This is a genomic window from Pseudomonas nitroreducens (assembly GCF_014204515.1).
In the GTDB taxonomy this organism is placed as follows: domain Bacteria; phylum Pseudomonadota; class Gammaproteobacteria; order Pseudomonadales; family Pseudomonadaceae; genus Pseudomonas; species Pseudomonas nitritireducens_A.
This window is the reverse complement of the sequence record NZ_JACHLI010000014.1, coordinates 66,200-89,070: the sequence shown is the minus strand read 5'-3', so window position 1 is coordinate 89,070 and position 22,871 is coordinate 66,200. Positions and strand designations below refer to the sequence as shown.

Here is a 22,871-nt window from a genome sequence, read left to right as displayed (position 1 = left end):
GTGCATGGTGCCGGCCGGGCGCGCGCAGCACACTCGGTCTCAGAAAGCGGCAAAACGCCGCACAGCCTGAATACAAGAACAAGGGACAGCCCGTCATGCGTGACACAGCTTACAACATCGACCCGTCGAGCATTTCCGCCGAAGAGTGGCAGGCGCGTTGCGACCTCGCCGCGCTGTACCGGCTGATCGCGCACTTCCGCTGGACCGACCACATCGACACCCACATCTCCGCGCGGGTGCCGGGCGAGCCGGGTCATTACCTGATCAACCGCTATGGCGTGCTGTTCCATGAGATGCGCGCCTCCGACCTGGTCAAGGTCGACCATGCGGGCGACGTCATCGACCCGCGCTTCGGCCCGAAAAGCGTCAACCGCGCCGGCTTCAACATCCACTCCGCGGTGCACGCCGCCCGCGAAGACGTGGCCTGCGTGATTCACACCCATACCGCCGCCGGCATCGCGGTGTCCGCCCAGGAAGACGGCCTGCTGCCGATCAGCCAGCACGCGCTGAAGTTCTACAACCGCCTGGGTTACCACAACTACGAAGGCATCTCCCTGGACCCGGAAGAGCGTGCGCGCCTGGTCAACGACCTGGGCAGCCACATGGTGATGATCCTGCGCAACCACGGCCTGCTGGCCACCGGGCGCTGCATCGCCGAAGCCTTCAACCAGATCTACTTCCTCGAACGTGCCTGCCAGGCGCAGGTCCAGGCCCTGGCCGGCGGCCGCCAGCTGCGTTTCCCGCCCGAAGCGGTGTGCGAGCGTGTGGCGGTGCAGGAAGAAGAAGCGCTCACCGACGGCCTGCACCTGCTGGCCTGGGAATCGGCGCTGCGCCTGATCGAGGACGGCGAGGCGGTCTACCGCAGCTGAGCCTGATATCGTGCCCCGGTCCGCAGAGACCGGGCGCCTGCGTGCTTGAAGCATCTGCCAACAACAAAGCCAAGAGGTGGAAATGAAAAACCCGATTCTGGGAGCCCTGCTCATGGGCGTGGCGTCCGGCGCCATGGCTGCTGACCTGACCGTGATCTCCTTCGGCGGTATCAGCAAGGACGTACAGACCGAAGCCTTCTACAAACCCTTCGAGAAGAAGGAAGGCATGAAGGTGATCGCCGGTGAGTACAACGGCGAAATGGGCAAGATCAAGGCCATGGTCGACACCGGTGGCGTCAACTGGGACGTCGTCCAGGTGGAAGGACCGGAGCTGCTGCGCGGCTGCGAGGAAGGCCTGTTCGAACAGCTCGACCCGGCGATCCTCGGCAAGGCCGAGGACTACGTACCCGGCACCATCTCCGACTGCGGCGCTGGCCTGCTGGTCTGGTCGATGGCGATGGTCTACGACGGCAAGCGCCTGGCCAACGGCCCGACCGGCTGGACGGACTTCTGGGATACGAAGAAATTCCCCGGCAAGCGCTCCCTGCGCAAGGGCGCCAAGTACACCCTGGAGATCGCCCTGCTGGCCGACGGCGTGAAGAAGGAAGACCTGTACAAGGTGCTGGCCACCAAGGAAGGCGTGGATCGCGCGTTCAAGAAGCTCGACCAGATCAAGCCGTCGATCCAGTGGTGGGAGTCCGGCGCGCAGCCGATGCAGTTCCTCGCCAGCGGCGATGTGGTCATGAGCACCGCCTACAACGGCCGCGCCTTCGCGGCGCAGGAAGAGGGCGTGCCGATGAAGGTGGTGTGGAACGGCAGCCTGTACGCCATCGACTCCTGGGCGATCCCCAAGGGCAGCCCGAACAAGAAGGCTGCCGAGGACTTCATCGCCTTCTCGCTCTCGCCCGAACAGCAGAAGATCCACACCGTGAAGCTGGGCTACGGCTCGGTGAACCTGGGGACCAACAAGCTGATCGATCCCAAGCTGATCGAGCGCCTGAACACGGCGCCGGCGAACCTGGAACAGGCGGTGCCGGTGAACTTCGAGTTCTGGGTGGATCACGGCGAGGACCTGGAGCAGCGCTTCAACGCCTGGGCGGCCAAGGGCTGACCGTTGCGGGCGCCGGTGGTCGCACCGGCGCCCTGGCTGAGGCATCGCGGACGAGGTCCGCTCCTGCGAGGATCGTGTTCCCCCGCAGGGGTGGGCCTTGTTCGCGTTTTTGTTTGCGGCCTTTTCTGTAGGAGCGAGCTTGCTCGCGAAATGTACTCGGCAGGGCCGATGGGAGCCTCGTCGTAGGATGGGTGGAGCTTGCGATACCCATGCTGCACTGTGCATTGGCAGACCGCTCTACGTAGGAGCAACTGTCTTTCTCTGACAGACCGTGCCTGGGATTTCCCCTCTCCCTAACCCTGGCTGCGCGCCCCGCTCCGAAGGGAGAAGGGACTGGTTCGGTGCCGACTGAAACCGCAGTGTCAGCCGGCACGGATAGCTCCCTCTCCCTTCAGGGAGAGGGCTGGGGAGAGGGGGCTCCTGCGCAGAACTTCACGTAGGAGCGGACTTTGTCCGCGATGCTGTTGCTTCGGGTTAGGTGTTTCTGCGCCGCTTCGGCATGCGCTGGGAGATTTTGTTTCGCCCCCTCGGGCGACCCACTTTGGAAAGACCCAAAGGTGGGCAAAGGTCTCGCCCCTGCCATCCGGCTTTTCGCTTCGCGAAAAGTACCCTCGGTTCCTCGGAGTTCCAGGGGCCCGAACTAGGCGTCCCCCTCGACGGGCCATCCCTGGCCCGACAACGCTCTCGCGACATCCATGTCGCTCGACCCCTGGAACTCCGATCACCTTCGGCCTCCTGAAAGGGGCACTTCGGCGCGTGCGGATGTTTCGCTGGAAGACTTCAAAAGCCAGAGCCAGAGCCAGAGCCAGAGCCGATGTCGACGGCAATCTGCGAGCGTAGGGCGCATAACCCGGAACGGGTTATTCGCCGGCTCCCCGGCGGATAACGCTGGCGCGCTATGCGCCTTACGTGGCTGACGGTCTTTCCGGTGGCGTAGGAGCGGACCTTGTCCGCGAAGTCGTCGAGGCGGACTTCGGGATATCAATCGGGCAAGGGCAGCCGCCAATCGTAGGAGGATGGGACTGACGGCCGCAGGAGGGGGGAGCGCAGCGATACCCATGCTGCTGATGCTGCGAAACGATGGGTATCGCTGCGCTCCACGCCATCCTGCGTCGAGCGGTCTGGCGTGGAGGCAGGCCGTCAATGGGCGGGCAGGATCCGCCCACGGCACTCGCCGAAGCCGATGGAGGCATGGCCGTCACGGCGGCAGCGGGCACGCAGGATGATCTCGTCGCCATCTTCGAGGAAGCGCCGCTCTTCGCCGTTGCCCAGCACCACTGGCTGTTTGCCACCGAAAGTCATCTCCAGCAGGCTGCCGAAGCTGTCCGCGGTTTCGCCGGAGAGGGTGCCGGAGCCGAACAGGTCGCCCGCCTGCAGGCGGCAGCCATTGACGCTGTGGTGCGCGACCATCTGCGCCACGGTCCAGTACATGTTCAGCGTGTTGCTCAGGGCGATGCGTTCTGCGCCCTGGTGCTCGCGGCGCATGCGTGCGGTGAGCAGCAGGACTTCCAGTTCGATATCCAGCGCGCCGCGCTGCTGGTCGTTCTCGTCGTACAGGTACGGCAGCGGCTGCGGGTCGCCTTGCGGGCGGGCCGGCTGGGCGACGCGGAACGGCTCCAGCGCCTCGGCGGTGACTACCCAGGGCGACACCGTGGTAGCGAAGCTTTTCGACAGGAACGGCCCCAGCGGCTGGTATTCCCAGGCCTGCACATCGCGCGCGGACCAGTCGTTGAGCAGGCAGAAGCCGGCGATATGACCGGAGGCGGCGTTGATCGGGATGGCCTTGCCCTGGTCGTTGCCCTGGCCGATCCAGATGCCCAGCTCCAGTTCCAGGTCCATCCGCGCGCAGGGGCCGAACACCGGGACGTCGACGCCGGCCGGCAGGGTCTGGCCATTCGGGCGGCGCACTTCGGTACCCGAAGGCACGATGGTCGAGGCGCGGCCGTGGTAGCCGATGGGTACGTACTTGTAGTTGGGCAGCAGCGGGTTGTCCGGGCGGAACAGCTTGCCGACGTTCTGCGCGTGGTGGATGCCGACGTAGAAGTCGGTGTAGTCGCCCACCCTGGCCGGCAGGTGCATGCGGCACGCCGCCTGGGGCTTGAGCAGCGCGGCGCCCAGGTGCTCCATGCGTTTCTGTTCGCCGCTGCCTTCGCTGAGCAGGTGGATCAGCGCGTCGCGCAGGGTGCGGCGCGCGGTGCCGCCCAGAGCGAAGAAGGCGTTCAGGCTGTCGCCGCTGGCCACCAGCGCTGCCTGGTGCGCGGCGCCGTGGAACAGGCCGGTATCGCAGGCGGTCTTCAGGTCGAAGATGTAGTCGCCGATGGCGACGCCGCCACGGGGCGAGTCACCGGGTGGGCTGAACACACCCAGCGGCAGGTTCTGCAAGGGGAAGTCCGGGTGGCCGTTGGCCGATTCGATCCAGCTTTGGGCGCTGTGGACGTTGCTCATTTCTTTGCTCCGGAAGGGTCGAAGGTCTTCTGCATGCCGTTCCAGCAGCTGTCGTAATCACGCTGCAGCTGCGGGCAGTCGAGGGCGAAGCGGCTGGGCCGCAGCACGCGGCCGGTCTCGAACATGAAGGCCATGGTCTGGTCGATCTTGTGCGGTTTGAGGTCCGCGGCAATCGCCTGGCGGGTGGTGGCGTTGTCCGGGCCATGGGCGCTCATGCAGTTGTGCAGCGAGGCGCCACCGGGGACGAAGCCGTCGGCCTTGGCGTCGTACACGCCCTGGATCAGGCCCATGAACTCGTTCATCAGGTTGCGGTGGAACCACGGCGGGCGGAAGGTGCTCTCGGCCACCATCCAGCGCGGCGGGAAGATCACGAAGTCCATGTTGGCCATGCCGTGGGTGTCGCTGGGCGAGGTCAGCACGGTGAAGATCGACGGGTCCGGGTGGTCGTAGCTCACCGTGCCGAGGGTGTTGAAGCGGCGCAGGTCGTACTTGTAGGGCACGTTGTTGCCATGCCAGGCGACCACGTCCAGCGGCGAGTGATCGAGCTGGGTGGCCCAGAGTTCGCCGAGGAATTTCTGCACCAGTTGCACCGGGCCTTCCACGTCTTCGTAGTGCGCCACCGGGGCAAGAAAGTCGCGGGCATTGGCCAGACCGTTGCTGCCGATGGGGCCGAGGTCCGGCAGGCGCAGGGCGGCGCCGTGGTTCTCGGCGAGGTAGCCGGCAGCCTCGGCGTCCAGCAGTTCGACGCGAAAGCGCATGCCGCGCGGGATCACCGCGATCTCCAGCGGCTCAACCTCCAGCACGCCCAGCTCGGTGACCAGGCGCAGGCGGCCGGCCTGGGGCACGATCAGCAGCTCGCCGTCGGCGTTGAAGAACACCCGGTGCATGGAGCTGTTGGCGCGGTAGGCGTACAGGCTGACGCCGCTCACCGCGTCGCCTTCGGCATTGGCGGCCATGCCGTGCAGGCCGTCGATGAAGTCGGTAGGCTGCTGCGGCATTTCCAGGCTGTTCCAGCGCAGCCGGTTGGGCGTCACCGGGCCCAGTCCGCCACCGATCAGCTGCCGCTCCAGGCGCTCGAAGCGCGGGTGCGCGGCGGACGGGCGGATGCGGTACAGCCAGGTGCGCCGGGCCTCGCTGCGCGGGACGGTGAAGGCGGTGCCGGATAGCTGCTCGGCGTAGAGGCCGAAGGGCACCTGCTGCGGCGAGTTCCTGCCCACGGGCAGGGCGCCGGGCAGGGCCTCGCTGGAGAATTCGTTGCCGAACCCGGACTGGTAGGCAGGAGAGGCGGTCATGGTGGTTTCACTCTTTTTATCGTAATTGAATTACGATTAACGTAATTTCGTGTCGTCGGGCCGTCAAGCCCACCCGGGAGCTCCTTTAAGTTGAAGACCATGAACGAACCCGAAGAGTCCGCGCCGACGAAGGGCGCGAAGGTGCAGTCCGCCGAGGTCGGCACGCAGATCCTCAAGGCCCTGGCGGACCTGGCGCCGAGCACCTCGCTCAAGCGCCTGGGCGAGTATCTGGAGATGCCGGTGGCCAAGGTCCACCGATACCTGCAGGCGCTGATCGCCAGTGGCTTTGCCGAGCAGGACCCGACCACCAATCACTACGGCCTGGGGCGTGAGGCGCTGTATGTGGGCCTGGCGGCGATCCGCCGGCTGGATGTGGTGAAGGTCGCCAGCCCGGCCCTGGCCGAGCTGCGCGATGCGCTGGAGCAGACCTGCTTCCTCGCCATCTGGGGCAGCCATGGGCCGACCGTGGTGCAGGTGGAACCGGCGCAGGGCATGGTCACCCTGGTGACCCAGGTCGGTTCGGTGCTGCCGCTGCACGGCTCGTCCACCGGGCTGGTGTTCGCGGCCTACCAGGACGGGCTGGAGCAGGGCGCGGAGCCGCAGGTGCTGGAAGGCATTCGCGCAGCGGGTCTGCACGCCGTCCACGGGTTGCTGATGCCGGGGGTGAATGCGCTGTCGGTGCCGCTGTTCAAGACCGGCCGCGAACTGGCCGGGGTGATCACCGTGGTGGGATCGGAGGTGAGCTTTGCCGCCGAGCCTCAGAGTGAGGCGGCGCGGGCGCTGCTGGAGGTGGCGCGGGAGGTCAGTTTGCGGATGGGGGGAGAGGTCTGAGATACCGACGTTCTGGCTTGCCCTCACCCTAACCCTCTCCCAGAGGGAGAGGGCTGGGGTGAGGGGCTCTTTCCGAATGAGGTGGCCCATCTCACTCCCGCTCCATCCCCGCCCAGTCCGTCCCCTTCACCAGCACATCGCTCAGCGCCTGCGCGGCGCTGGAGAGCTGGTGCTGCGCCAGGCAGAACAACCCCACCCGACGTTCGATGCGCGGTTCGTCCAGCGCCACGCAGCACGCGCCCAGCTCCTGCATCTGCTGGCGGCACAGGCGCGGCACGGCGCTGACGCCCAGCCCCTCGGCGACCATGCGGCCTACCGTCACCAACTGGTGGCTTTCGAACGCCACCGGCAGCTTGCCGTGCCTCGCGGCGACGCGCTCTTCCAGCAGCAGGCGCACGGCAGAGGGGCGCTGCAGGGTGATGAAGTTGCCTTGCAGCAGTTGCGCCCAGCTGATCGAGGAAGCCTGCGCCAGTGGCGAATCGGCCGGCAGCACGGCGTCGAAGCGGTCGGTATAGAAGGGCGTGAAGCTCAGCCCGTCGAGGCTGTCCGGCTCGAAGGCGATGCCCAGTTCGACCCGGCGGTTGCGCACCATCTCCAGCACCTGCTCGTTGATCACGTCGTGCACCGCCACGTTCACCTTCGGGTGACGGTCGCGGAAGCTGCGCAGCACGGCCGGCAGCAGGTTGCCGGCGAAGGAGGGCATGGCGGCGATGGAGACCTTGCCCAGCTGCAGGGTGAAGTGCTGGTGCATCAGCTCCTCGGCGTTGTCCCAGTCCGCCAGCAGGCGGCGCGCCAGGGGTAGCAGGGTCTCGCCCTCCGGCGTCAGCGCCACGCTGCGGGTAGTGCGCACCAGCAACTGGCCGCCGAGGGAGTCCTCCAGGCTCTTGATCGCCAGGCTCAACGCCGGTTGCGACAGGTGCAGGCGCTCGCAGGCCTGGGCGAAGCTCAGGGTCTGGGCGACGGTGAGGAAGGCGCGCAGCTGCTTGGCGGTCATCGCGGGCTCATATTGATAAGTAAAGCGGAATAATCGATTGGAAAAACAAACTTAACAAATCAGTTCGCGCCGGTGAAGCTGCATTCGCGCTCTGACCGATGGGTCGGACACTCCAATTACAAGAGAGGCAGCAGCAACATGGCAGGACTCGACAAGCGTGTAGGCAGTTACGAGGAAGCCCTCGCCGGGCTCACCGACGACATGACGGTACTGGCCGGCGGCTTCGGCCTGTGCGGCATCCCGGAAAACCTCATCGCGCAGATCCGCAAGCTGGGCGTGAAGGGCCTGACCGTGGTGTCCAACAACTGCGGCATCGACGGCTTCGGTCTCGGCGTGCTGCTGGAGGACCGGCAGATCCGCAAGATGATCGCCTCCTACGTGGGCGAGAACTCGCTGTTCGAGCAGCAGCTGCTGTCCGGTGAACTGGAGGTCGAGCTGACCCCGCAGGGCACCCTGGCGGAAAAACTCCGCGCCGGCGGCGCCGGCATTCCGGCCTTCTTCACCGCCACCGGCTACGGCACCCCGGTCGCCGAGGGCAAGGAAGTGCGCGAGTTCGACGGCCGCCACTACGTGATGGAGCGCGCCATCACCGGTGACTTCGCCATCGTCAAGGGCTGGAAGGCCGACCACTACGGCAACGTCATCTACCGCCACACCGCGCAGAACTTCAATCCCATCGTCGCCACCGCCGGCCGCATCACCGTCGTCGAAGTGGAAGAGATCGTCGCGCCGGGCGAGCTGGACCCGACCCAGATCCATACCCCTGGCATCTACGTCGACCGCATCATTCAGGGCAGCTTCGAGAAACGAATCGAAAAGCGCACCGTGCGTTCCTGAGCCCACACGACAAGAGAGACAAGAAGATGGCATTGACCCGCGAACAAATGGCCCAGCGCGTGGCGCGCGAGCTGCAGGACGGCTTCTACGTGAACCTGGGCATCGGCATTCCGACCCTGGTCGCCAACTACGTGCCCGAGGGCATGGAAGTGATGCTGCAATCGGAGAACGGCCTGCTCGGCATGGGCGCGTTCCCCACCGAAGACACCGTCGACGCCGACATGATCAACGCCGGCAAGCAGACCGTGACCGCGGTGAAGGGCGCGTCGATCTTCGACTCCGCGCAGTCCTTCGCGATGATCCGCGGCGGCCACGTCGACCTCACCGTGCTGGGCGCCTTCGAAGTGGATGTGCACGGCAACATCGCCTCCTGGATGATCCCCGGCAAGCTGGTGAAGGGCATGGGCGGCGCCATGGACCTGGTGGCCGGCGCCGACAACATCATCGTCACCATGACCCACGCCTCCAAGGACGGCGAGTCCAAGCTGCTGGACCAGTGCTCGCTGCCGCTGACCGGCGCCGGCTGCATCCGCAAGGTGCTCACCGACCTGGCCTACCTGGAGATCGAAAACGGCGCCTTCATCCTGCGTGAGACCGCGCCGGGCGTGAGCGTCGCCGAGATCGCCGAGAAGACCGCCGGCCGCCTGATCGTGCCGGACGATGTGAAGGAAATGACCTTCTGATCCCCTGATACCTGTAGGAGCGAGCTTGCTCGCGAACCCGCCCGAGCTTCGGTGCGAGGCAAGAGCGTTCGCGAGCAAGCTCGCTCCTACCGGCAAGGCCAGTTTTGGAGTGAAACCCATGCAAGACGTCGTCATCGTCGCCGCCACCCGTACCGCCATCGGCGCCTTCCAGGGCAGCCTGGCGAACATTCCCGCCCCTGAACTGGGCAGCCTGATCATCCGCTCGCTGCTCGAACGCAGCGGCGTGAAGCCCGAGCAGGTCGATGAAGTGATCCTCGGCCAGGTGCTCACCGCCGGCTCCGGGCAGAACCCCGCGCGCCAGGCCGCCATTGGCGCCGGCCTGCCGGTGGAAGTGCCGGCCATGACCATCAACAAGGTCTGCGGCTCGGGTCTCAATGCGCTGTTCCTCGGCGCCCAGGCGATCCGCTGCGGCGACGCCGAAGTGGTCATCGCCGGCGGCCAGGAGAGCATGAGCCTGTCGCCCTACGTGCTGCCCAAGGCGCGCACCGGCCTGCGCATGGGCCATGCCCAGCTGCAGGACAGCATGATCGTCGACGGCCTGTGGGACGCCTTCAACGACTACCACATGGGCATCACCGCCGAGAATCTGGCGGAACAGTTCGGCATCAGCCGCGAAGCCCAGGACGCCTTCGCTGCGCAGTCGCAATTGAAAGCCGCCTCGGCCATCGAGGCCGGCCGCTTCAAGGACGAGATCACCCCGGTACTGATCCCGCAGCGCAAGGGCGATCCGCTGGCCTTCGACACCGACGAGCAACCCCGCGCCGGCACCACCGCCGAGTCCCTGGGCAAGCTGAAACCGGCCTTCAGGAAGGACGGCAGCGTCACCGCCGGCAACGCCTCCACCCTCAATGACGGTGCCGCCGCTGTGCTGCTGATGAGTGCCGAGCGCGCACGCCAGCTGAACCTGCCGGTTCTGGCGCGCATCCAAGCCTATGCCAGCAGCGGCGTCGACCCGTCGATCATGGGCATCGCCCCGGTCAGCGCGACCCGTCGCTGCCTGGAGAAGGCCGGCTGGAGCCTGGACGAGGTCGAGCTGATCGAGGCCAACGAGGCGTTCGCCGCCCAGGCGCTGTCGGTCGGCAAGGAACTGGGCTGGAATGCCGGGAAGGTCAACGTCAACGGTGGCGCCATCGCCCTGGGTCATCCCATCGGGGCCTCGGGCTGCCGCGTGCTGGTGACGTTGCTCCACGAAATGCTCCGCCGCGATGCGAAGAAGGGTCTGGCGACCCTGTGCATCGGCGGCGGCCAGGGTGTGGCCCTGGCCCTGGCCCGCGACTGAGGTCGCGCGGTCGAGGCCATCCGACCAACGATTGATTGGCGAGCGCCGCCCAGCCTGTCTGAATGCTGGTGCGGCAGGCGTGATGGGAGGTGGGTACACCGACAGACGACATCACTGCTACGGCCTGGCGATGGCCCCCGGCATCGACCAGGACCCTTGCGTCACCGCCCGACCCCACGCAGGTCGGGCGGCTTTTCTTTTTGCCGAAGAAAAGCACCATTACAAGAACAACGAGGTAGAAATCATGAATTCCCCCGTACATACCCCCGGCGCCGCCCTGCAGGACAGCCGTTCGGCGCGCTTCGCCATGGCCTGCTCCAATTGGGCCGAGCGCTGGTTCCCCGACTCCTGGGTGTTCGCCGCCCTCGCGGTGCTGATCGTCAGCGTCGCCGCCCTGGCCATCGGCGCGCCGGCTACCGAAACCGCCAAGGCGTTCGGTGACGGCTTCTGGAGCCTGATCCCGTTCACCATGCAGATGGCCTTCGTGGTCATCGGTGGCTATGTGGTCGCCAGCTCCGGCCCGGCTTCCAGGCTCATCGACCTGTTCGCCCGCGTGCCGAAGAACGGCCGCTCGGCTGTCGCCTGGGTCGCTGTGATCTCCATGCTCGCCTCGCTGCTCAACTGGGGGCTGTCCCTGGTGTTCGGTGGCCTGCTGGTGCGCGCCCTGGCGCGCCGCGAAGACCTCAAGATGGACTACCGCGCCGCTGGCGCCGCCGCCTACCTGGGCCTGGGCGCCGTGTGGGCGCTGGGCCTGTCGTCGTCCGCCGCGCAGCTGCAGGCCAACCCGGCCAGCCTGCCGCCGTCGATCCTGGCGATCACCGGGGTCATCCCGTTCACCGAGACCATCTTCCTCTGGCAGTCCGGCGTGATGCTGCTGGCCCTGGTGCTGGTGTCCCTGGTCATCGCCTACATGACCGCCCCCGGCGCGGCCAGCGCCCGTGACGCCAAGGCCTGCGGCGTGGATGTCAGCTTCACCCCGCCCAGCGCGCCGAAGGCGACCCGCCCGGGCGAGTGGCTGGAGCACAGCCCGCTGCTGATCCTGATGCTGGTGGCCCTGGCCGCCGGCTGGCTGGTCCACGAGTTCAGCACCAAGCCGGCGATCACCGCGATCTCCGGACTGAACACCTACAACCTGCTGTTCCTCATGGTCGGCGCGCTGCTGCACTGGCGCCCGCGCAACTTCCTCGACGCCGTGGCCCGCGCGGTGCCGACCACCACCGGGGTACTGATCCAGTTCCCGCTGTACGGCTCCATCGCGGCCATCCTCACCACCGTCAAGGGCGGCGACGGCTCCACCATCGCCCACCACATCTCCACCTTCTTCGTGCAGATCGCCTCCCACGACACCTACGCGCTGCTGATGGGCGTGTACTCGGCGGTGCTGGGCTTCTTCATCCCCTCCGGCGGCGGCAAGTGGATCATCGAGGCACCCTACGTGATGCAGGTGGCCAACGAACTGCAGTACCACCTGGGCTGGGCGGTGCAGATCTATAACGCGGCCGAGGCGCTGCCGAACCTGATCAACCCGTTCTACATGCTGCCGCTGTTGGGCGTGTTGGGCCTCAAAGCCCGCGACCTGATCGGCTTCAGCTTCGTCCAGCTGCTGGTCCATATCCCGCTGGTGCTGTTCCTGCTCTGGGCACTGGGCACGACCCTGCAATACGTGCCGCCGATCCAGCCGTAGCCGAACCTTCGGCCCTGGCAGAAAAAAGCCCGGATGTCGCCAGACATCCGGGCTTTGTCGTTACCGGCATGCTGGTTCGCCAGTCAGTCCTCGCTGCGCCGCAGGGTGAACAGGGCCAGCGAGCGTGCGCCCAGCGGATAGGCGCTGCCGAACTCCCAGCTGCGTTCGTGGCCTTCGGGCTCGGCGGTGTCGAGCAGGTACTGCCATTCGCGGCCCTGGGCGGTCTGCGGGAGGAGGAAGTCGACGCCTTCGTGGCCGGCGTTGAGCAGCAGGAGCAGGGTGGCGTCGCCGCCGCTGCGGCGGATGCCGGTGGGTTGCGCGCGGCCGTCCAGAAGCATGCCGAGGCTGCGCCGCTGCGGGTCATGCCAGCGCTCCTCGGTCATTTCCTCGCCTTCGGGGGCGAGCCAGGTGACATCGCGCACGCCCAGCTCCTCGTTGTACTCGCCGACCAGGAAGCGCCCGCGACGCAGGATCGGGTAGGCCTGGCGCAGCCGGATCAGGCGGCGGCTGAAGGCCAGCAGCTCGTGGCCCTCGTCGTCGAGGTTCCAGTCGACCCAGCCCAGTTCGTTGTCCTGACAGTAGACGTTGTTGTTGCCCTGCTGGGTGCGGCTGAATTCGTCGCCGGCGACCATCATCGGCGTGCCCTGGGCGAGCAGCAGGGTGCCCAGCAGGTTCTTCATCTGGCGCACCCGCAGGCGGCGGATTGCCACGTCGTCGGTGGGGCCTTCGACGCCGTGGTTCCAGGAGCGGTTGTCGTCGCTGCCGTCGCGGTTGTCCTCGCCGTTGGCCTCGTTGTGCTTGTGGTCGTAGCTGACCACGTCGCGCAGGGTGAAGCCGTCGTGGGCGGTGATGAAGTTCACCGAGGCGTAGGGCCGCCGGCCACGCTGGTCGTAGAGATCGCCCGAGGCGGTGAGGCGCCGCGCCAGGTCCGGCAACTGGCCTTCGTCGCCGCGCCAGAAGCTGCGCACGGTGTCGCGGAAGCGGTCGTTCCATTCCACCCAGCCGGGCGGGAAGCCGCCCACCTGGTAGCCGCCGGGGCCGCAGTCCCAGGGTTCGGCGATGAGCTTGCGGTGGCTCAGCACCGGGTCCTGGCGGCAGGCGACGAGGAAGCTGTGGCGCTCCTCGAAGCCTTCGGCATAGCGGCCGAGGATCGACGCCAGGTCGAAGCGGAAACCGTCCACGCGCATCTCGGTCGCCCAGTAGCGCAGTGAGTCGGTGACCATCTGCAGCACGCAGGGATGGCTCAGGTCCAGGGTGTTGCCGGTGCCCGAGTCGTTGACGTAGTAGCGGCGGTTGTCGGCCTGCAGGCGGTAGTAGGAGATGTTGTCGATGCCGCGCATGGACAGGGTCGGGCCCAGCTCGTTGCCCTCGGCGGTGTGGTTGTAGACCACGTCGAGGATCAGCTCGATGCCGGCGGCGTGCAGGTGCGCGACCATCTCCTTGAATTCGTTGACGTGGCCGCTGGCGAGGTAGCGGGCGTGGGGCGCGAAGAAGGCGATGCTGTTGTAGCCCCAGTAGTTGTTCATGCCCTTTTCGAGCAGGTGCTTGTCGTCGAGGAAGCCGTGCACCGGCAGCAGCTCCAGGCTGGTGATGCCCAGCTGGTGCAGGTGCTGGATCAGCTCGCTGTTCATCAGCCCGGCGCAGGTGCCGCGCAGGCGCTCGGGCACCTGCGGATGGCGCATGCTCAGGCCGCGCAGGTGGGCCTCGTAGATCACCGTCTCGTCCCAGGGCACGCGCACCGCTTGCTGCTCGCCCCAGGTGAACGCCGGGTCGATGACCTTGCACTTGGGCACGAATTCGGCGCTGTCGCGCTCATCGAAGCTGAGGTCGGCGTCCTTCGCGCCGATGGTGTAGCCGAACAGTGACTCGGACCACTTCAGCTCGCCCACCAGTTGCCGCGCGTAAGGGTCGATCAGCAGCTTGTTGGGGTTGAAGCGATGCCCGGCGTCCGGCTCGTACGGGCCGTACACCCGGTAGCCGTAGATCTGCCCCGGATGGGCGTCGGGCAGGTAGCCGTGCCAGATTTCATCGCTGTACTCGGGCAGCTCGATACGTTCGATCTCGCGTTTGCCCTGGGCGTCGAACAGGCACAGCTCGACCTTGGTGGCGTGGGCGGAAAACAGCGCGAAGTTGACGCCCAGGCCGTCCCAGGTGGCGCCCAGGGGGAAGGGGCGCCCTTCGGTGACGCGCGATTGTGCTCGTCGGCTCATGTCCGGCTCCTGGGGTCAGACGCCCTGCGGCTTGGCGCCGGGCTTGGGTTTGGCCGGCGCGCCGGGCGTGGCCTGCTCGGCGGGGCTGGGTTTGGACCTGCGCTGCTTCTGCGTCGGCGTGACGGTGGGCGCGCTTTTGGTCGGCTTGGCCTTGGGCGGGGATTTGCGCGCGGAGGGCGGTGGTGTGGGCGCCACGGTTTCGCCTTCTTCCTGCGCCGGCTGCTGCTGGGCCGGCGCTTCTGGATCAGCCTTGGGCAGATTTCCCTTGCGCCGTGGCGGCTCCTGCAGGATGGCCGGCTTCTCCGGCTCGCGGTCGCCCTCGAAACGCGGCTTCACCGGATCTTGCGCGCCGGCCGAGCCGCTCGCCTCGGCTTGGGCGAGGCTGCGGGCCATGCGCCAGTGGCGGTCGTGCTGGCCCTCGGGGCGGCCTTCGGATTCCCAGATCTGGTAGGCCAGTTCGCGGACCCTGCGCTCGTCGACTTTCATCGTTCACCTCCGGATATCAGCAGATTGACCGGGACCTCGCCCAGCAGCTCGGCCAGGCGCGGTTCCGAGTTATGCGGGTCGACCGGGCCGGCCAGTCCGTTCCAGCGGATGGCGGCGAGGGTCGGCGGCAGGTGCAGGCGGGTGTCCTGCCAGGCTTCGGCGGGGATGTGCGGCCGGGCGGATTCCCCCAGCAGCCCGCTGGCACAGCGCGGCGCCACCACCAGCAGGTGCTGGCCGGCGTGGCTGCGAACGAAGGCGACGACCTGCGCAGCGTGCTCGCCGCGCACCTCCAGCGGCAGGTAATCGCCTGCGCCGAACAGCGCCGGCCAGCGCTTGCGCAAGCCGAGGGTGTGGGCCAGCAATGCCTGCTTGATGTGGCCGTCGCGCCAGTTGTCCAGCAGTGCCGGCCAGTCCGCCGTGGTCGCCAGGGCGTTGTCGCGGGCAAGAAAGTCGGGGATGCGGCGGTTGTCCGGGTCGACCAGGCTGAAATCCCAGAACTCGCACCCCTGGAACAGGTCCGGCACGCCCGGCGCGGTGTTGCGCAGCAGGCACTGGGCGAGCGAGTTGAGCGCGCCGGCGGGCATCAGGCTGCTCGCCGCGGCGGCGATGGACTGGCGCAGGGGCGCAGCGCTGTCCTCCAGCAGGATCGCGGCGAGGAATTCGCCGCAGGCCTGTTCGTAGGCTTCGTTGGGCGCGCTCCAGTCGCTGTCCAGCTTGGCTTCGCGGAGGGCCTTGCGCTGCCACTGCTCCAGGCGCGCGTGGTAGTCGCGCAAGCCGTCCGTATCGTCGGCTGCCAGCCCCAGCGGCCAGCTGCCCAGCAGGCACTGGTAGAGGATCAGCTCATCGCCGCCGCTGGGCGCCGGGCCGCGTTCGAGGTGCCGGCGCAGCGGCGCGGCGTGCTTCCACCAGCTCCAGACCTGCTGCGCGAACCACTCGGCGCGCTCGCTGAGCACCGCCAGGCGCGCCCGGCAATCCTCGCCGCGCTTGTGGTCATGGGTGGCGGTGGCGAGCATCGCCTGGGGGAAATCGCCCAGGCGTTGCCGGCACGCCTGGTGGAAGGCCTCGGCGCTGCCGCCCAGCTGCTGCGGATCGAAGCCGACGTCGTTGCGCCCCAGGGCCGCCGCCGAGCGATAGCAGGCGGTGTCTTCCAGGGATTTGGCGGCAATCGGCGGGGTGAGCTGCTGGAAGCGCTCCAGGGCCAGCTTGCGCAGCTGCCGCATCGGCCCTGGCGGCTGGCGGCGCAGGGCTTCGCCGCCGAGGATGCGGTCGAGCCAGCCGAGGGTGCGCTGGTCGCCGGCATCCAGGTGCTGCTGGGCTTCCTCCAGCGCCTGGCTGAAGAAGCGTTCGTCCTGCTGGGAACGGCCCATCGCGTCGGTGTAGGTGCGATACACCGGGAAGGCGACGAGCAGCTGGAACAGCGCGCGGCGGATCGAGCCCAGGGGGATGTCGCGGCTGGCCAGGGCGTAGCGGGCGATCTGCCAGAGCTGCAGCGCCAGGCCCTCGACGTCGCCGGCGAACAGCGAGCTCAGCACGTGCTTGCGCGCCTGGCGGACTTCGTCGGTGAAACCCTCGTGGCGGCCGCTGACTTCCTGCCACAGGTGGCGCAGCGCCGGTTCGCCGTGGGCATCGTGCTGCAGCAGCGACAGCTGGTTCATGAAGTCGTAGCCGGTGGTGCCGCAGACCTTCCAGTCCGCCGGCAGCGTCTCGCCGGGGCCGAGGATCTTCTCCACGTAGACCGCTGCGCCACCGGTGGCGCGCCACAGGCGCCGGCAATAGCCGCGCGGGTCGGCGAGGCCGTCGACGTGGTCGATGCGCAGGCCGTCGATCAAGCCTTCGTCCAGCAGTTGCAGCAGGTAGGCGTGGCTGTCCTGGAACACGTCGGGGTATTCGGCGCGCAGGCCCACCAGTTCGTTGATGTCGAAGAAGCGCCGCCAGTTGATGTCGTCGGCGGCCACCCGCCAGTTGGCCAGGCGGTAGTGCTGCTGCTCGATCAGCCGGTGCAGGCTGTGCCAGTCCTCGCGGTAGGAGGCCAGCAGGGTGCTCAGGCGGCCGTCGTCGGCCAGCGGCGCGGCGGCTTCGCGGCACAGGCCCTGGGCCAGGTGGCGGGCCATGGGGTGATGGTGCAGCTCGACGAAACGCGGCGCCAGGGCCAGCAGCTCGGGGCATTCGGTGTGGCAGAGGATCATCCCGTAGCTGGACGGGCAGATCGGGAAGCGCTGCTCGCCGTAGCGCAGCAGGAAGCGCGCGCTGGTGCTGTCGTAGTCGAGCTGGATGCGCCCGCCGGTCACCTCGTCGATGTAGTCCTCGCCCAGGCACGGCAGCAATACCTGTTGGTCCAGCAGCGGGTCGTCGCTGTGCCAGCGGATATCGAAGAAGTGCGCGAAGGGGCTGTCCAGGCCCCATTCGAGGACGTCCTGCCACCAGGGGTTGGCGTCGCCGATGCGCATGTGGTTGGCCACGGTATCGACGATCAGGCCCATGCCGTTCTGCCGCAGGCCGGCCACCAGCCGGCGCAGCGCAGGTTCGCCGCCCAGTTCGTCGCTGATGCGGCTCGGGTCCACGGCGTCGTAGCCGTGCATCGAGCCGGGCTGTGCGGCGAGCAGGGGCGAGGCGTAGAGGTGGCTGATGCCCAGGCGGGCGAAGTAATCCAGCCAGGGCAGGGCATCGTCGAGGGTGAACTCGCGGTTGAACTGCAGGCGCAGGGTCGCGCGGATCTCAACCATGCTCGCCGCCTCCTATGCCGCTGCCGCTGCCGCTGCCGCTGCGGGCGCGGCGCAGGCGTTCCAGGCGGGCGCGGACCTGCGGGTCGTCGAGCATTTCGCCGGCAGTGCGCTCGAAACGCCGCCGCCAGTTGGGATGGCTGTCGCCGGGGCCGGGCAGGTTCGGTTGTTCGATGCAGGCCAGGGCGTCCTCCAGGGGCAGCAGCACCAGCGGCGCGGGCGTGGCGCCGAGGAACTCGATGGCACCGTCGAGCAACGGGTCGGGCTGGATGGCGCTCTCGCCCAGCGCCCGGCGCAGGGAGAAGGTCTCGTGCTGGCGGGTGTTGCGCTCGTCGGCAGCGACTTCGCGGGTGCGCTGGCCGAGCTGTTCGCGCCAGTCGATGTCGCGGCCCCGCTGCCAGCCTTCGAGGGTCGGCAGGTCATGGGTGGTGCTGGTGGCCAGGGCGCCGTCGGGCCAGTGCGCGGGAGCGATGAAACGCCCATGTTCCTGTTCGAACAGCAGCACGCGCATGCCGAGGATGCCGCGTTCGGCCAGCGCCTCGCGCAGCCCTGGCGGCACGGTGCCGAGGTCCTCGCCGATGATCACCGCCTGGGCGCGCTCCGCCTCCAGGCAGATCAGCCGCAGCAGGTCTTCGAAGGGATAGTCGAGGTAGGCGCCGTCCTGTGCCTCGGCGCCAGCGGGGATCACCCAGAGGCGGCGCAGGCCGAGGATATGGTCGATGCGCAGGCCGCCGACATAGCGCAGGTTGGCCCGCAGCATCTCGATGAAGGCGCGGAAACCGTGGCGCCGCAGGCCGTCCGGGGAGAAGGCGCAGATGCCCCAGTTCTGCCCGGCACGGTTGAGGATGTCAGGCGGGCAGCCGACGCTGACGCCGCTGAGCAGTTCGTCCTGGCGCATCCAGGCCTGGCTGCCGGAAGGCTCGGCGCCCACGGCGAGGTCGGCGATCAGGCCGATGCCCATGCCCGCGGCCTTCGCATCGCGCTGCACCTGCTGCAGGCCGCGGGCGATCAGCCACTGGCCGAACGCCTGGGCGCTGATGGCGCGTTCCTCGTCGAGCATGAAACGCCCCAGCTCGGCGCTGCCGGCATCACGGTAGGCTTCGGGCCAGAAGCGCCAGTCCAGTCCGTCGCCGGCCTCGCGGCGGCGCTGTTGCAGGACCTGGTAGCAGCAGTGCTGCAGCAGCTCGGCGCCGCCGAGGTGGCGGAAGGCGAGAAAGTCCTCCAGCAGGTCGTCGTTCTGTTGCGCCGGTTGCCGGCCCTGGAACTGCTCGTAGAGCTGCGCCAGCAGGCGCTCGCGCAGCCGGGCGACGCCCGGCCAGTCGATCAGCGGCAGCGCCCGCAGGCGCTCCAGCTCGGCCTGCAGTCCGCCGGCGGCCAGCGCCTGGCGCACCGGCCCGTCGCCGAGCACCAGGGCGGGCGCGGCGTACAGCTCGTTGAACAGCAGGCGGCTGGAAGGCGAATAGGGGCTGTAGATGTCCCGCGCAGCCGGGAACATCGCGTGCAGCGGGCTGATGGCGAGGGCGTCCGCGCCTTGCCCGGCGGCGGCGCGAACCAGTTGGGCGAGGGCGGCGAGATCGCCGGCCCCGCTGTCACCTTCGCCGCGCAGCGAATACAGCTGGGCGGCAAGCCCCCAGACGCGCTGGCGACCGCCGCAGTACTGGGTCACCGACGGGCAGCGCGGCGGCGCCACGGCGAGGATCAGCTCATGCCGGCCCAGGTGCAGCGGGTAGTAGCCGCTGTGCTCCAGGGCGGGAATCTGTCCCTGGGCGTCGACCTGGCCCTCGCTGTGGCCGCTGTCGTCCTCGTTGAACAGCCGGTAGCGGGTGCCCGGCGCCACAGGGACGCTGATCGGCCGGCCGCGATCAGCCGTCAGCAGCGGCGGCACCTCGGCGCGCCGCCGCTCCAGCGCCTCCAGGCTCTGGCGAATCTGCTCCGGGCTCTGCGCCGGGAAGCCCAGGGCTTCCAGCACGTTGCGCTGTACCTCGGCACTCAGGCGCTGCGGGCGGTTGTCGGCATCCATCCAGTCGATGGCCAGGCCCGCTTCGCTGGCCAGGCGCTGCAGTTGCGCGTCGCTCATCAGCTCGTCTCCAGGCTGGCCACCAGCGCGGCGGCGCCGAGCCAGCCATGGCGGTAGTGGGCGGCGCTCTAGCCGCAGCAGAACAGCACCTGGGCGCCTTCCGCCGGTGGCTCGATGGCGATGTCGTCCGGGCCCAGGTTGAGGTCGAGGCGCCACAGGCTGCCGTCGCCCAGGCGCCATTTCGCACTCAGGGCACGCGGGCCCAGCGCTTGCGCATCCAGTGCGCGGCTGCCGGGCAGGCGCGGGGTCAGCCAGTGCTGGCGAATCTCCAGCAGCTCGCGGCAGTGCGCGCGCCAGCTTTCGTCAGCCTGCTCGGGGCGCGGGCGCGAGGCGACGAAGGTCTGGTAGTCGTTCGGATCGGGAATCCAGGCCGCCGCGCCGGGCGCGGAGAACCGGCTGAAGCGCTTGAACTCCTCGCGCCGGCCTTCGGTGACGGCGCGAGCCAGCTCGCCCTGGTAGTCGGTGAAGAACAGGAAGGGCTGCTGCTCGCCCCATTCCTCGCCCATGAACAGCATCGGCACCATGGGGCAGAGCAGCACCAGTGCGCTGGCGGCGCGCAGGCGGTCGGCGTGGGCGAGGGTGGTCAGGCGCTCGCCCAGGGCGCGGTTGCCGACCTGGTCATGGTTCTGCAGGAAGGCCACGAAGGCCTGCGGGCTCAGTTCGCCACTGGGCTCGCCGCGGGCGACGCCGCGGTAGTTGGTCTCGCCCTGGAAGGCGAAGCCCTCGCACAGGCAGCGGCACAGTTGCTCGATGGGCTGGTGCGAGTAGTCGACGTAGTAGGCCTCGTCCTCGCCGGTGAGCAGTACGTGCAGGCAATGGTGCAGGTCGTCGTTCCACTGCGCGTCGAAGCCATGCTCGCCCTGCAGCAGGCTGGCCTCGTTGTGTTCGTTTTCCAGGATCAGGTGCAGCTCGCGGCCTGCGGCGGCCTGGCGGGCGCGCTCGGCGAGCTGGCGCAGGAAGTCCTGGTCGGCGATGGCGTGCACCGCGTCGATGCGCAGGCCGTCGACGCGGTATTCGCGCACCCACATCTCGGCGTTGCCGATGAAGAACTCGCGCACCGCCGGCTGGCGGAAGTCGATGACCGGGCCCCAGGGCGTCTGCCGGTCCTCGCGGAAGAAGGCGCTGGCATAGCGCCCGAGGTAATTGCCCTGCGGGCCGAAGTGGTTGTAGACCACATCGACGAAGACCATCAGGCCCAGGCCGTGGGCCTTGTCGATCAGCCGGCGGAGGGTGTCCGGGTCGCCATAGGCGCAGGACGGCGCATAGGGCAGGACGCCGTCGTAGCCCCAGTTGCGCCGGCCGGGAAAGGCGTTGAGCGGCATCAGTTCGATGGCGGTGATGCCCAGCGCCGCCAGTGCTTCCAGGCGCCCCTGCAGCGCGGAGAAACCATCGAACAGCCCGGCATGGACTTCGTAGATCACCGCTTCATGCCAGGGCCGGCCGCGCCAGTGCGGATACAGCCAGCGGTAGGTGGTCGGGTCGACCACCCGGCTTTCGCCTTCGACGCCGCCGGCCTGGTCCCGCGAGGCCGGGTCCGCCACCAGCAGGTCGTGGTCGATGCGGTAGCGGTAGGTCTGTCCGACGATGGCGGGAACTTCGCCGCTGAACCAGCCGTCCGCGCCGGCCGCCAGGTCGTGCCGCCTGCCGCCGCCCAGTTCCAGCTCAACCCGTTGGGCATCCGGCGCCCACAGCGCGAAGCGCACCCTGCCACCGGGCAGGACCTGTGCGCCGTGTTGTGGAGTGTGCTGCGGGGTCATCGCACGGCCTGCGCCGGTACCCGCTGCAACAGGCGCTGGTAGAGGGCGGTGTAGGGGCGCACGGCTTCGTCCCACGGCAGCGGCGACTCCATGGCCTTGCAGCGCATGGCATGGAGTAGCTCCGGGTAGCGGTAGATGTTCAGCGCGCGGCGCACGGCGTCGAAGTAGCTGGCCGGGGTCTCGTCGCGGAACAGCAGGCCGGTGACGCCGTCGATGATGGTGTCGGCCAGGCCGCCGGTGTGCCGCGCGATCGGCAGCGAGCCGAAGCGCTGGGCGTACATCTGGCTGAGGCCACAAGGTTCGTAGCGCGAGGGCATGAGCAGGAAGTCGCTGGCGGCGTAGATGCGCCGGGCGGTGGTCTCGTCGAAACCGATGTGCACCGCGACGCGCCCCGGATAGCGCTCGGCCAGCTCGCGCATGGCCTGCTCCAGTTCCGGCTCGCCGCAGCCGATCGACACCAGGCGCCCGCCGGCGGCGACCACGTCGTCGGCGATGGCCAGGGTCAGGTCGATGCCTTTCTGCTGCACCAGGCGCGAAACCACGGCGAACAGCGGGCCGCGGCCCGGCAGCAGGCCGAACTGCTTCTCCACGTATTCGGCGTTGCGGCGCTTGCCGGCCAGGCGCGCGGCATCGAAGCCCTCGATCAGGTGCGGGTCGTTCAGCGGGTCCCAGCCGGCATCGATGCCGTGGGTGATGCCGCTGAGCTGGCCGCGGTCACGACGCTGAGACAGCACGCCATGCATGCCGCAGCCCAGGTCTGGTCCGGTGATTTCGCGGGCGTAGGTCTCGCTCACCGTGGTGATGTGGCTGGCGTGGCTGATGCCGGCCTTGAGGAACGACAGCTTGCCGTAGAACTCCATGCTCTCCGGCAGGCCGGCGGTTTCCGGCAGGCCCAGCTCGGCGCTGCAGCCCATCGGACAGGCGCCCTGGTAGCCGAGGTTGTGGATGGTCAGCACGCTGGGCGTGGCCAGCCCGCGCCAGGCCATGTAGGCCGGTGCCAGCGCGGTGGGCCAGTCGTTGACATGCAGCAGGTCGGGTTTCCAGCCCAGTTCGCCCCTGCCGGCGGCGAGGTCGGCGGCGGCCAGGCTCAGGCGGGCGAAGCGGATGTGGTTGTCGGCCCATTCATGGCCGTGCTGGTCGACGTAGGGGGTGCCGGGGCGGTCGTACAGTTCCGGGCAGATCACCGCGTAGACCACCAGCCCGTCGGCCAGCTTCAGCTCGCCGATGTCGCAGGCCGGCAACGCCGCCAGCCCCGGCAGGCGGCCGACCAGCCGGCAGGCCACGGCGCCCTTGAGCACCTGCGGATAACCGGGAAGCAGCACGCGGATATCGTGATCGGCGAGCAGCGCCCGCGGCAGGTCGGCGGACACGTCACCCAGGCCGCCGGCCTTGACGAAGTCGCTGAACTCGGAGGTGGCGAAGAGTATTCGCTTGCGCGGTTGGGACGGCGCACCATCGGCCGATGGCAGGGAGGTGAGGTTGACTGTGGCTGGTTCCAGGCGCACATCGGCCAGCTGGTTGCGCATTGTTCGTTCCTCGCTCGTGTCTGTCGGCTGTTCCAGGGAGTTGGGTCCG

General features: G+C 68.3%; 15 protein-coding genes and 1 pseudogene. 7 read left to right on the top strand and 9 right to left on the bottom strand.

Going from position 1 to position 22,871, the window contains the following annotated elements:
• Positions 1-95: 95 nt before the first annotated feature.
• Positions 96-869 (top strand): class II aldolase/adducin family protein, encoded by a 774-nt coding sequence (locus HNP46_RS18045; protein ID WP_184591516.1) that lies wholly within the window; start codon positions 96-98, stop codon positions 867-869.
• An 82-nt stretch (positions 870-951) separates the two neighbouring features.
• Complete coding sequence (locus HNP46_RS18040) at positions 952-1,980, top strand: ABC transporter substrate-binding protein (RefSeq protein WP_184591514.1); 1,029 nt, start codon at positions 952-954, stop codon at positions 1,978-1,980.
• A gap of 1,140 nt (positions 1,981-3,120) precedes the next feature.
• Here the strand turns inward: HNP46_RS18040 and fahA are convergent.
• Positions 3,121-4,425 carry a fumarylacetoacetase gene (fahA, locus tag HNP46_RS18035; RefSeq protein WP_184591512.1) on the bottom strand — a complete coding sequence of 435 codons (1,305 nt, stop codon included), beginning with the start codon at positions 4,423-4,425 and terminating at the stop codon, positions 3,121-3,123.
• A complete protein-coding gene (hmgA, locus tag HNP46_RS18030) occupies positions 4,422-5,717 on the bottom strand; it encodes a homogentisate 1,2-dioxygenase (protein WP_184591510.1) in 1,296 nt (431 codons plus the stop codon). The genes fahA and hmgA overlap by 4 nt, the downstream gene beginning before the upstream one ends.
• Before the next feature lie 99 nt (positions 5,718-5,816).
• Between hmgA and HNP46_RS18025 the strand changes: the two genes are divergently transcribed.
• Positions 5,817-6,548: an IclR family transcriptional regulator gene (locus HNP46_RS18025; protein WP_184591508.1), complete on the top strand. Its 732-nt coding sequence runs from the start codon at positions 5,817-5,819 to the stop codon at positions 6,546-6,548.
• Positions 6,549-6,639: 91 nt separating this feature from the next.
• Here HNP46_RS18025 and HNP46_RS18020 read toward each other — a convergent pair whose 3' ends face one another.
• On the bottom strand, positions 6,640-7,542 hold the full coding sequence (locus HNP46_RS18020; RefSeq protein ID WP_184591505.1) for a LysR family transcriptional regulator: 903 nt from the start codon (positions 7,540-7,542) through the stop codon (positions 6,640-6,642).
• A gap of 138 nt (positions 7,543-7,680) precedes the next feature.
• On the opposite strand from HNP46_RS18020, the gene HNP46_RS18015 reads away from it, so the two are divergent.
• The 4 genes from HNP46_RS18015 to HNP46_RS18000 all read left to right on the top strand — a co-directional run bounded on the left by HNP46_RS18015 (position 7,681) and on the right by HNP46_RS18000 (position 12,046).
• The gene (locus HNP46_RS18015; RefSeq protein ID WP_184591503.1) at positions 7,681-8,379 is read left to right on the top strand and encodes a CoA transferase subunit A; all 699 of its coding nucleotides are present in this window, start codon (positions 7,681-7,683) and stop codon (positions 8,377-8,379) included.
• A 26-nt stretch (positions 8,380-8,405) separates the two neighbouring features.
• A complete protein-coding gene (locus tag HNP46_RS18010) occupies positions 8,406-9,062 on the top strand; it encodes a CoA transferase subunit B (RefSeq protein ID WP_184591501.1) in 657 nt (218 codons plus the stop codon).
• A gap of 118 nt (positions 9,063-9,180) precedes the next feature.
• On the top strand, positions 9,181-10,362 hold the full coding sequence (locus HNP46_RS18005; protein WP_184591499.1) for an acetyl-CoA C-acetyltransferase: 1,182 nt from the start codon (positions 9,181-9,183) through the stop codon (positions 10,360-10,362).
• 244 nt (positions 10,363-10,606) lie between these two features.
• Entirely contained in the window at positions 10,607-12,046 is a 1,440-nt protein-coding gene (locus HNP46_RS18000) for a short-chain fatty acid transporter (RefSeq protein WP_184591497.1), read from the top strand.
• Positions 12,047-12,129: 83 nt separating this feature from the next.
• On the opposite strand, the gene glgX is transcribed toward HNP46_RS18000, so the two are convergent.
• The 6 genes and pseudogenes from glgX to glgA all read right to left on the bottom strand — a co-directional run bounded on the left by glgX (position 12,130) and on the right by glgA (position 22,822).
• A complete protein-coding gene (glgX, locus tag HNP46_RS17995; RefSeq protein ID WP_184591495.1) occupies positions 12,130-14,256 on the bottom strand; it encodes a glycogen debranching protein GlgX in 2,127 nt (708 codons plus the stop codon).
• Positions 14,257-14,271: 15 nt separating this feature from the next.
• Complete coding sequence (locus HNP46_RS17990) at positions 14,272-14,742, bottom strand: DUF2934 domain-containing protein (protein WP_184591493.1); 471 nt, start codon at positions 14,740-14,742, stop codon at positions 14,272-14,274.
• Positions 14,739-17,465, bottom strand: coding sequence for a malto-oligosyltrehalose synthase (treY, locus tag HNP46_RS17985; protein WP_184591491.1), 2,727 nt, complete (start codon positions 17,463-17,465; stop codon positions 14,739-14,741). Before treY ends, HNP46_RS17990 begins: the two co-directional genes overlap by 4 nt.
• Positions 17,458-19,539, bottom strand: a complete 2,082-nt coding sequence (gene malQ, locus HNP46_RS17980) for a 4-alpha-glucanotransferase (RefSeq protein ID WP_184591483.1) — start codon at positions 19,537-19,539, stop codon at positions 17,458-17,460. The genes treY and malQ overlap by 8 nt, the downstream gene beginning before the upstream one ends.
• Positions 19,539-21,296: pseudogene (gene treZ, locus HNP46_RS17975) on the bottom strand (malto-oligosyltrehalose trehalohydrolase). Before treZ ends, malQ begins: the two are co-directional and overlap by 1 nt.
• Positions 21,293-22,822 carry a glycogen synthase GlgA gene (glgA, locus tag HNP46_RS17970; RefSeq protein WP_184591463.1) on the bottom strand — a complete coding sequence of 510 codons (1,530 nt, stop codon included), beginning with the start codon at positions 22,820-22,822 and terminating at the stop codon, positions 21,293-21,295. Before glgA ends, treZ begins: the two are co-directional and overlap by 4 nt.
• Between the last annotated feature and the right edge of the window lie 49 nt (positions 22,823-22,871).

Excerpts from the sequence above, each read along its gene's own strand:
- HNP46_RS18045 (WP_184591516.1), top strand. The coding sequence starts at position 96 with ATGCGTGACACAGCTTACAACATCGACCCGTCGAGCATTTCCGCCGAA.
- HNP46_RS18040 (WP_184591514.1), top strand. The coding sequence starts at position 952 with ATGAAAAACCCGATTCTGGGAGCCCTGCTCATGGGCGTGGCGTCCGGC.
- fahA (WP_184591512.1), bottom strand. The coding sequence starts at position 4,425 with ATGAGCAACGTCCACAGCGCCCAAAGCTGGATCGAATCGGCCAACGGC.
- hmgA (WP_184591510.1), bottom strand. The coding sequence starts at position 5,717 with ATGACCGCCTCTCCTGCCTACCAGTCCGGGTTCGGCAACGAATTCTCC.
- HNP46_RS18025 (WP_184591508.1), top strand. The coding sequence starts at position 5,817 with ATGAACGAACCCGAAGAGTCCGCGCCGACGAAGGGCGCGAAGGTGCAG.
- HNP46_RS18020 (WP_184591505.1), bottom strand. The coding sequence starts at position 7,542 with ATGACCGCCAAGCAGCTGCGCGCCTTCCTCACCGTCGCCCAGACCCTG.
- HNP46_RS18015 (WP_184591503.1), top strand. The coding sequence starts at position 7,681 with ATGGCAGGACTCGACAAGCGTGTAGGCAGTTACGAGGAAGCCCTCGCC.
- HNP46_RS18010 (WP_184591501.1), top strand. The coding sequence starts at position 8,406 with ATGGCATTGACCCGCGAACAAATGGCCCAGCGCGTGGCGCGCGAGCTG.
- HNP46_RS18005 (WP_184591499.1), top strand. The coding sequence starts at position 9,181 with ATGCAAGACGTCGTCATCGTCGCCGCCACCCGTACCGCCATCGGCGCC.
- HNP46_RS18000 (WP_184591497.1), top strand. The coding sequence starts at position 10,607 with ATGAATTCCCCCGTACATACCCCCGGCGCCGCCCTGCAGGACAGCCGT.
- glgX (WP_184591495.1), bottom strand. The coding sequence starts at position 14,256 with ATGAGCCGACGAGCACAATCGCGCGTCACCGAAGGGCGCCCCTTCCCC.
- HNP46_RS17990 (WP_184591493.1), bottom strand. The coding sequence starts at position 14,742 with ATGAAAGTCGACGAGCGCAGGGTCCGCGAACTGGCCTACCAGATCTGG.
- treY (WP_184591491.1), bottom strand. The coding sequence starts at position 17,465 with ATGGTTGAGATCCGCGCGACCCTGCGCCTGCAGTTCAACCGCGAGTTC.
- malQ (WP_184591483.1), bottom strand. The coding sequence starts at position 19,539 with ATGAGCGACGCGCAACTGCAGCGCCTGGCCAGCGAAGCGGGCCTGGCC.
- glgA (WP_184591463.1), bottom strand. The coding sequence starts at position 22,822 with ATGCGCAACCAGCTGGCCGATGTGCGCCTGGAACCAGCCACAGTCAAC.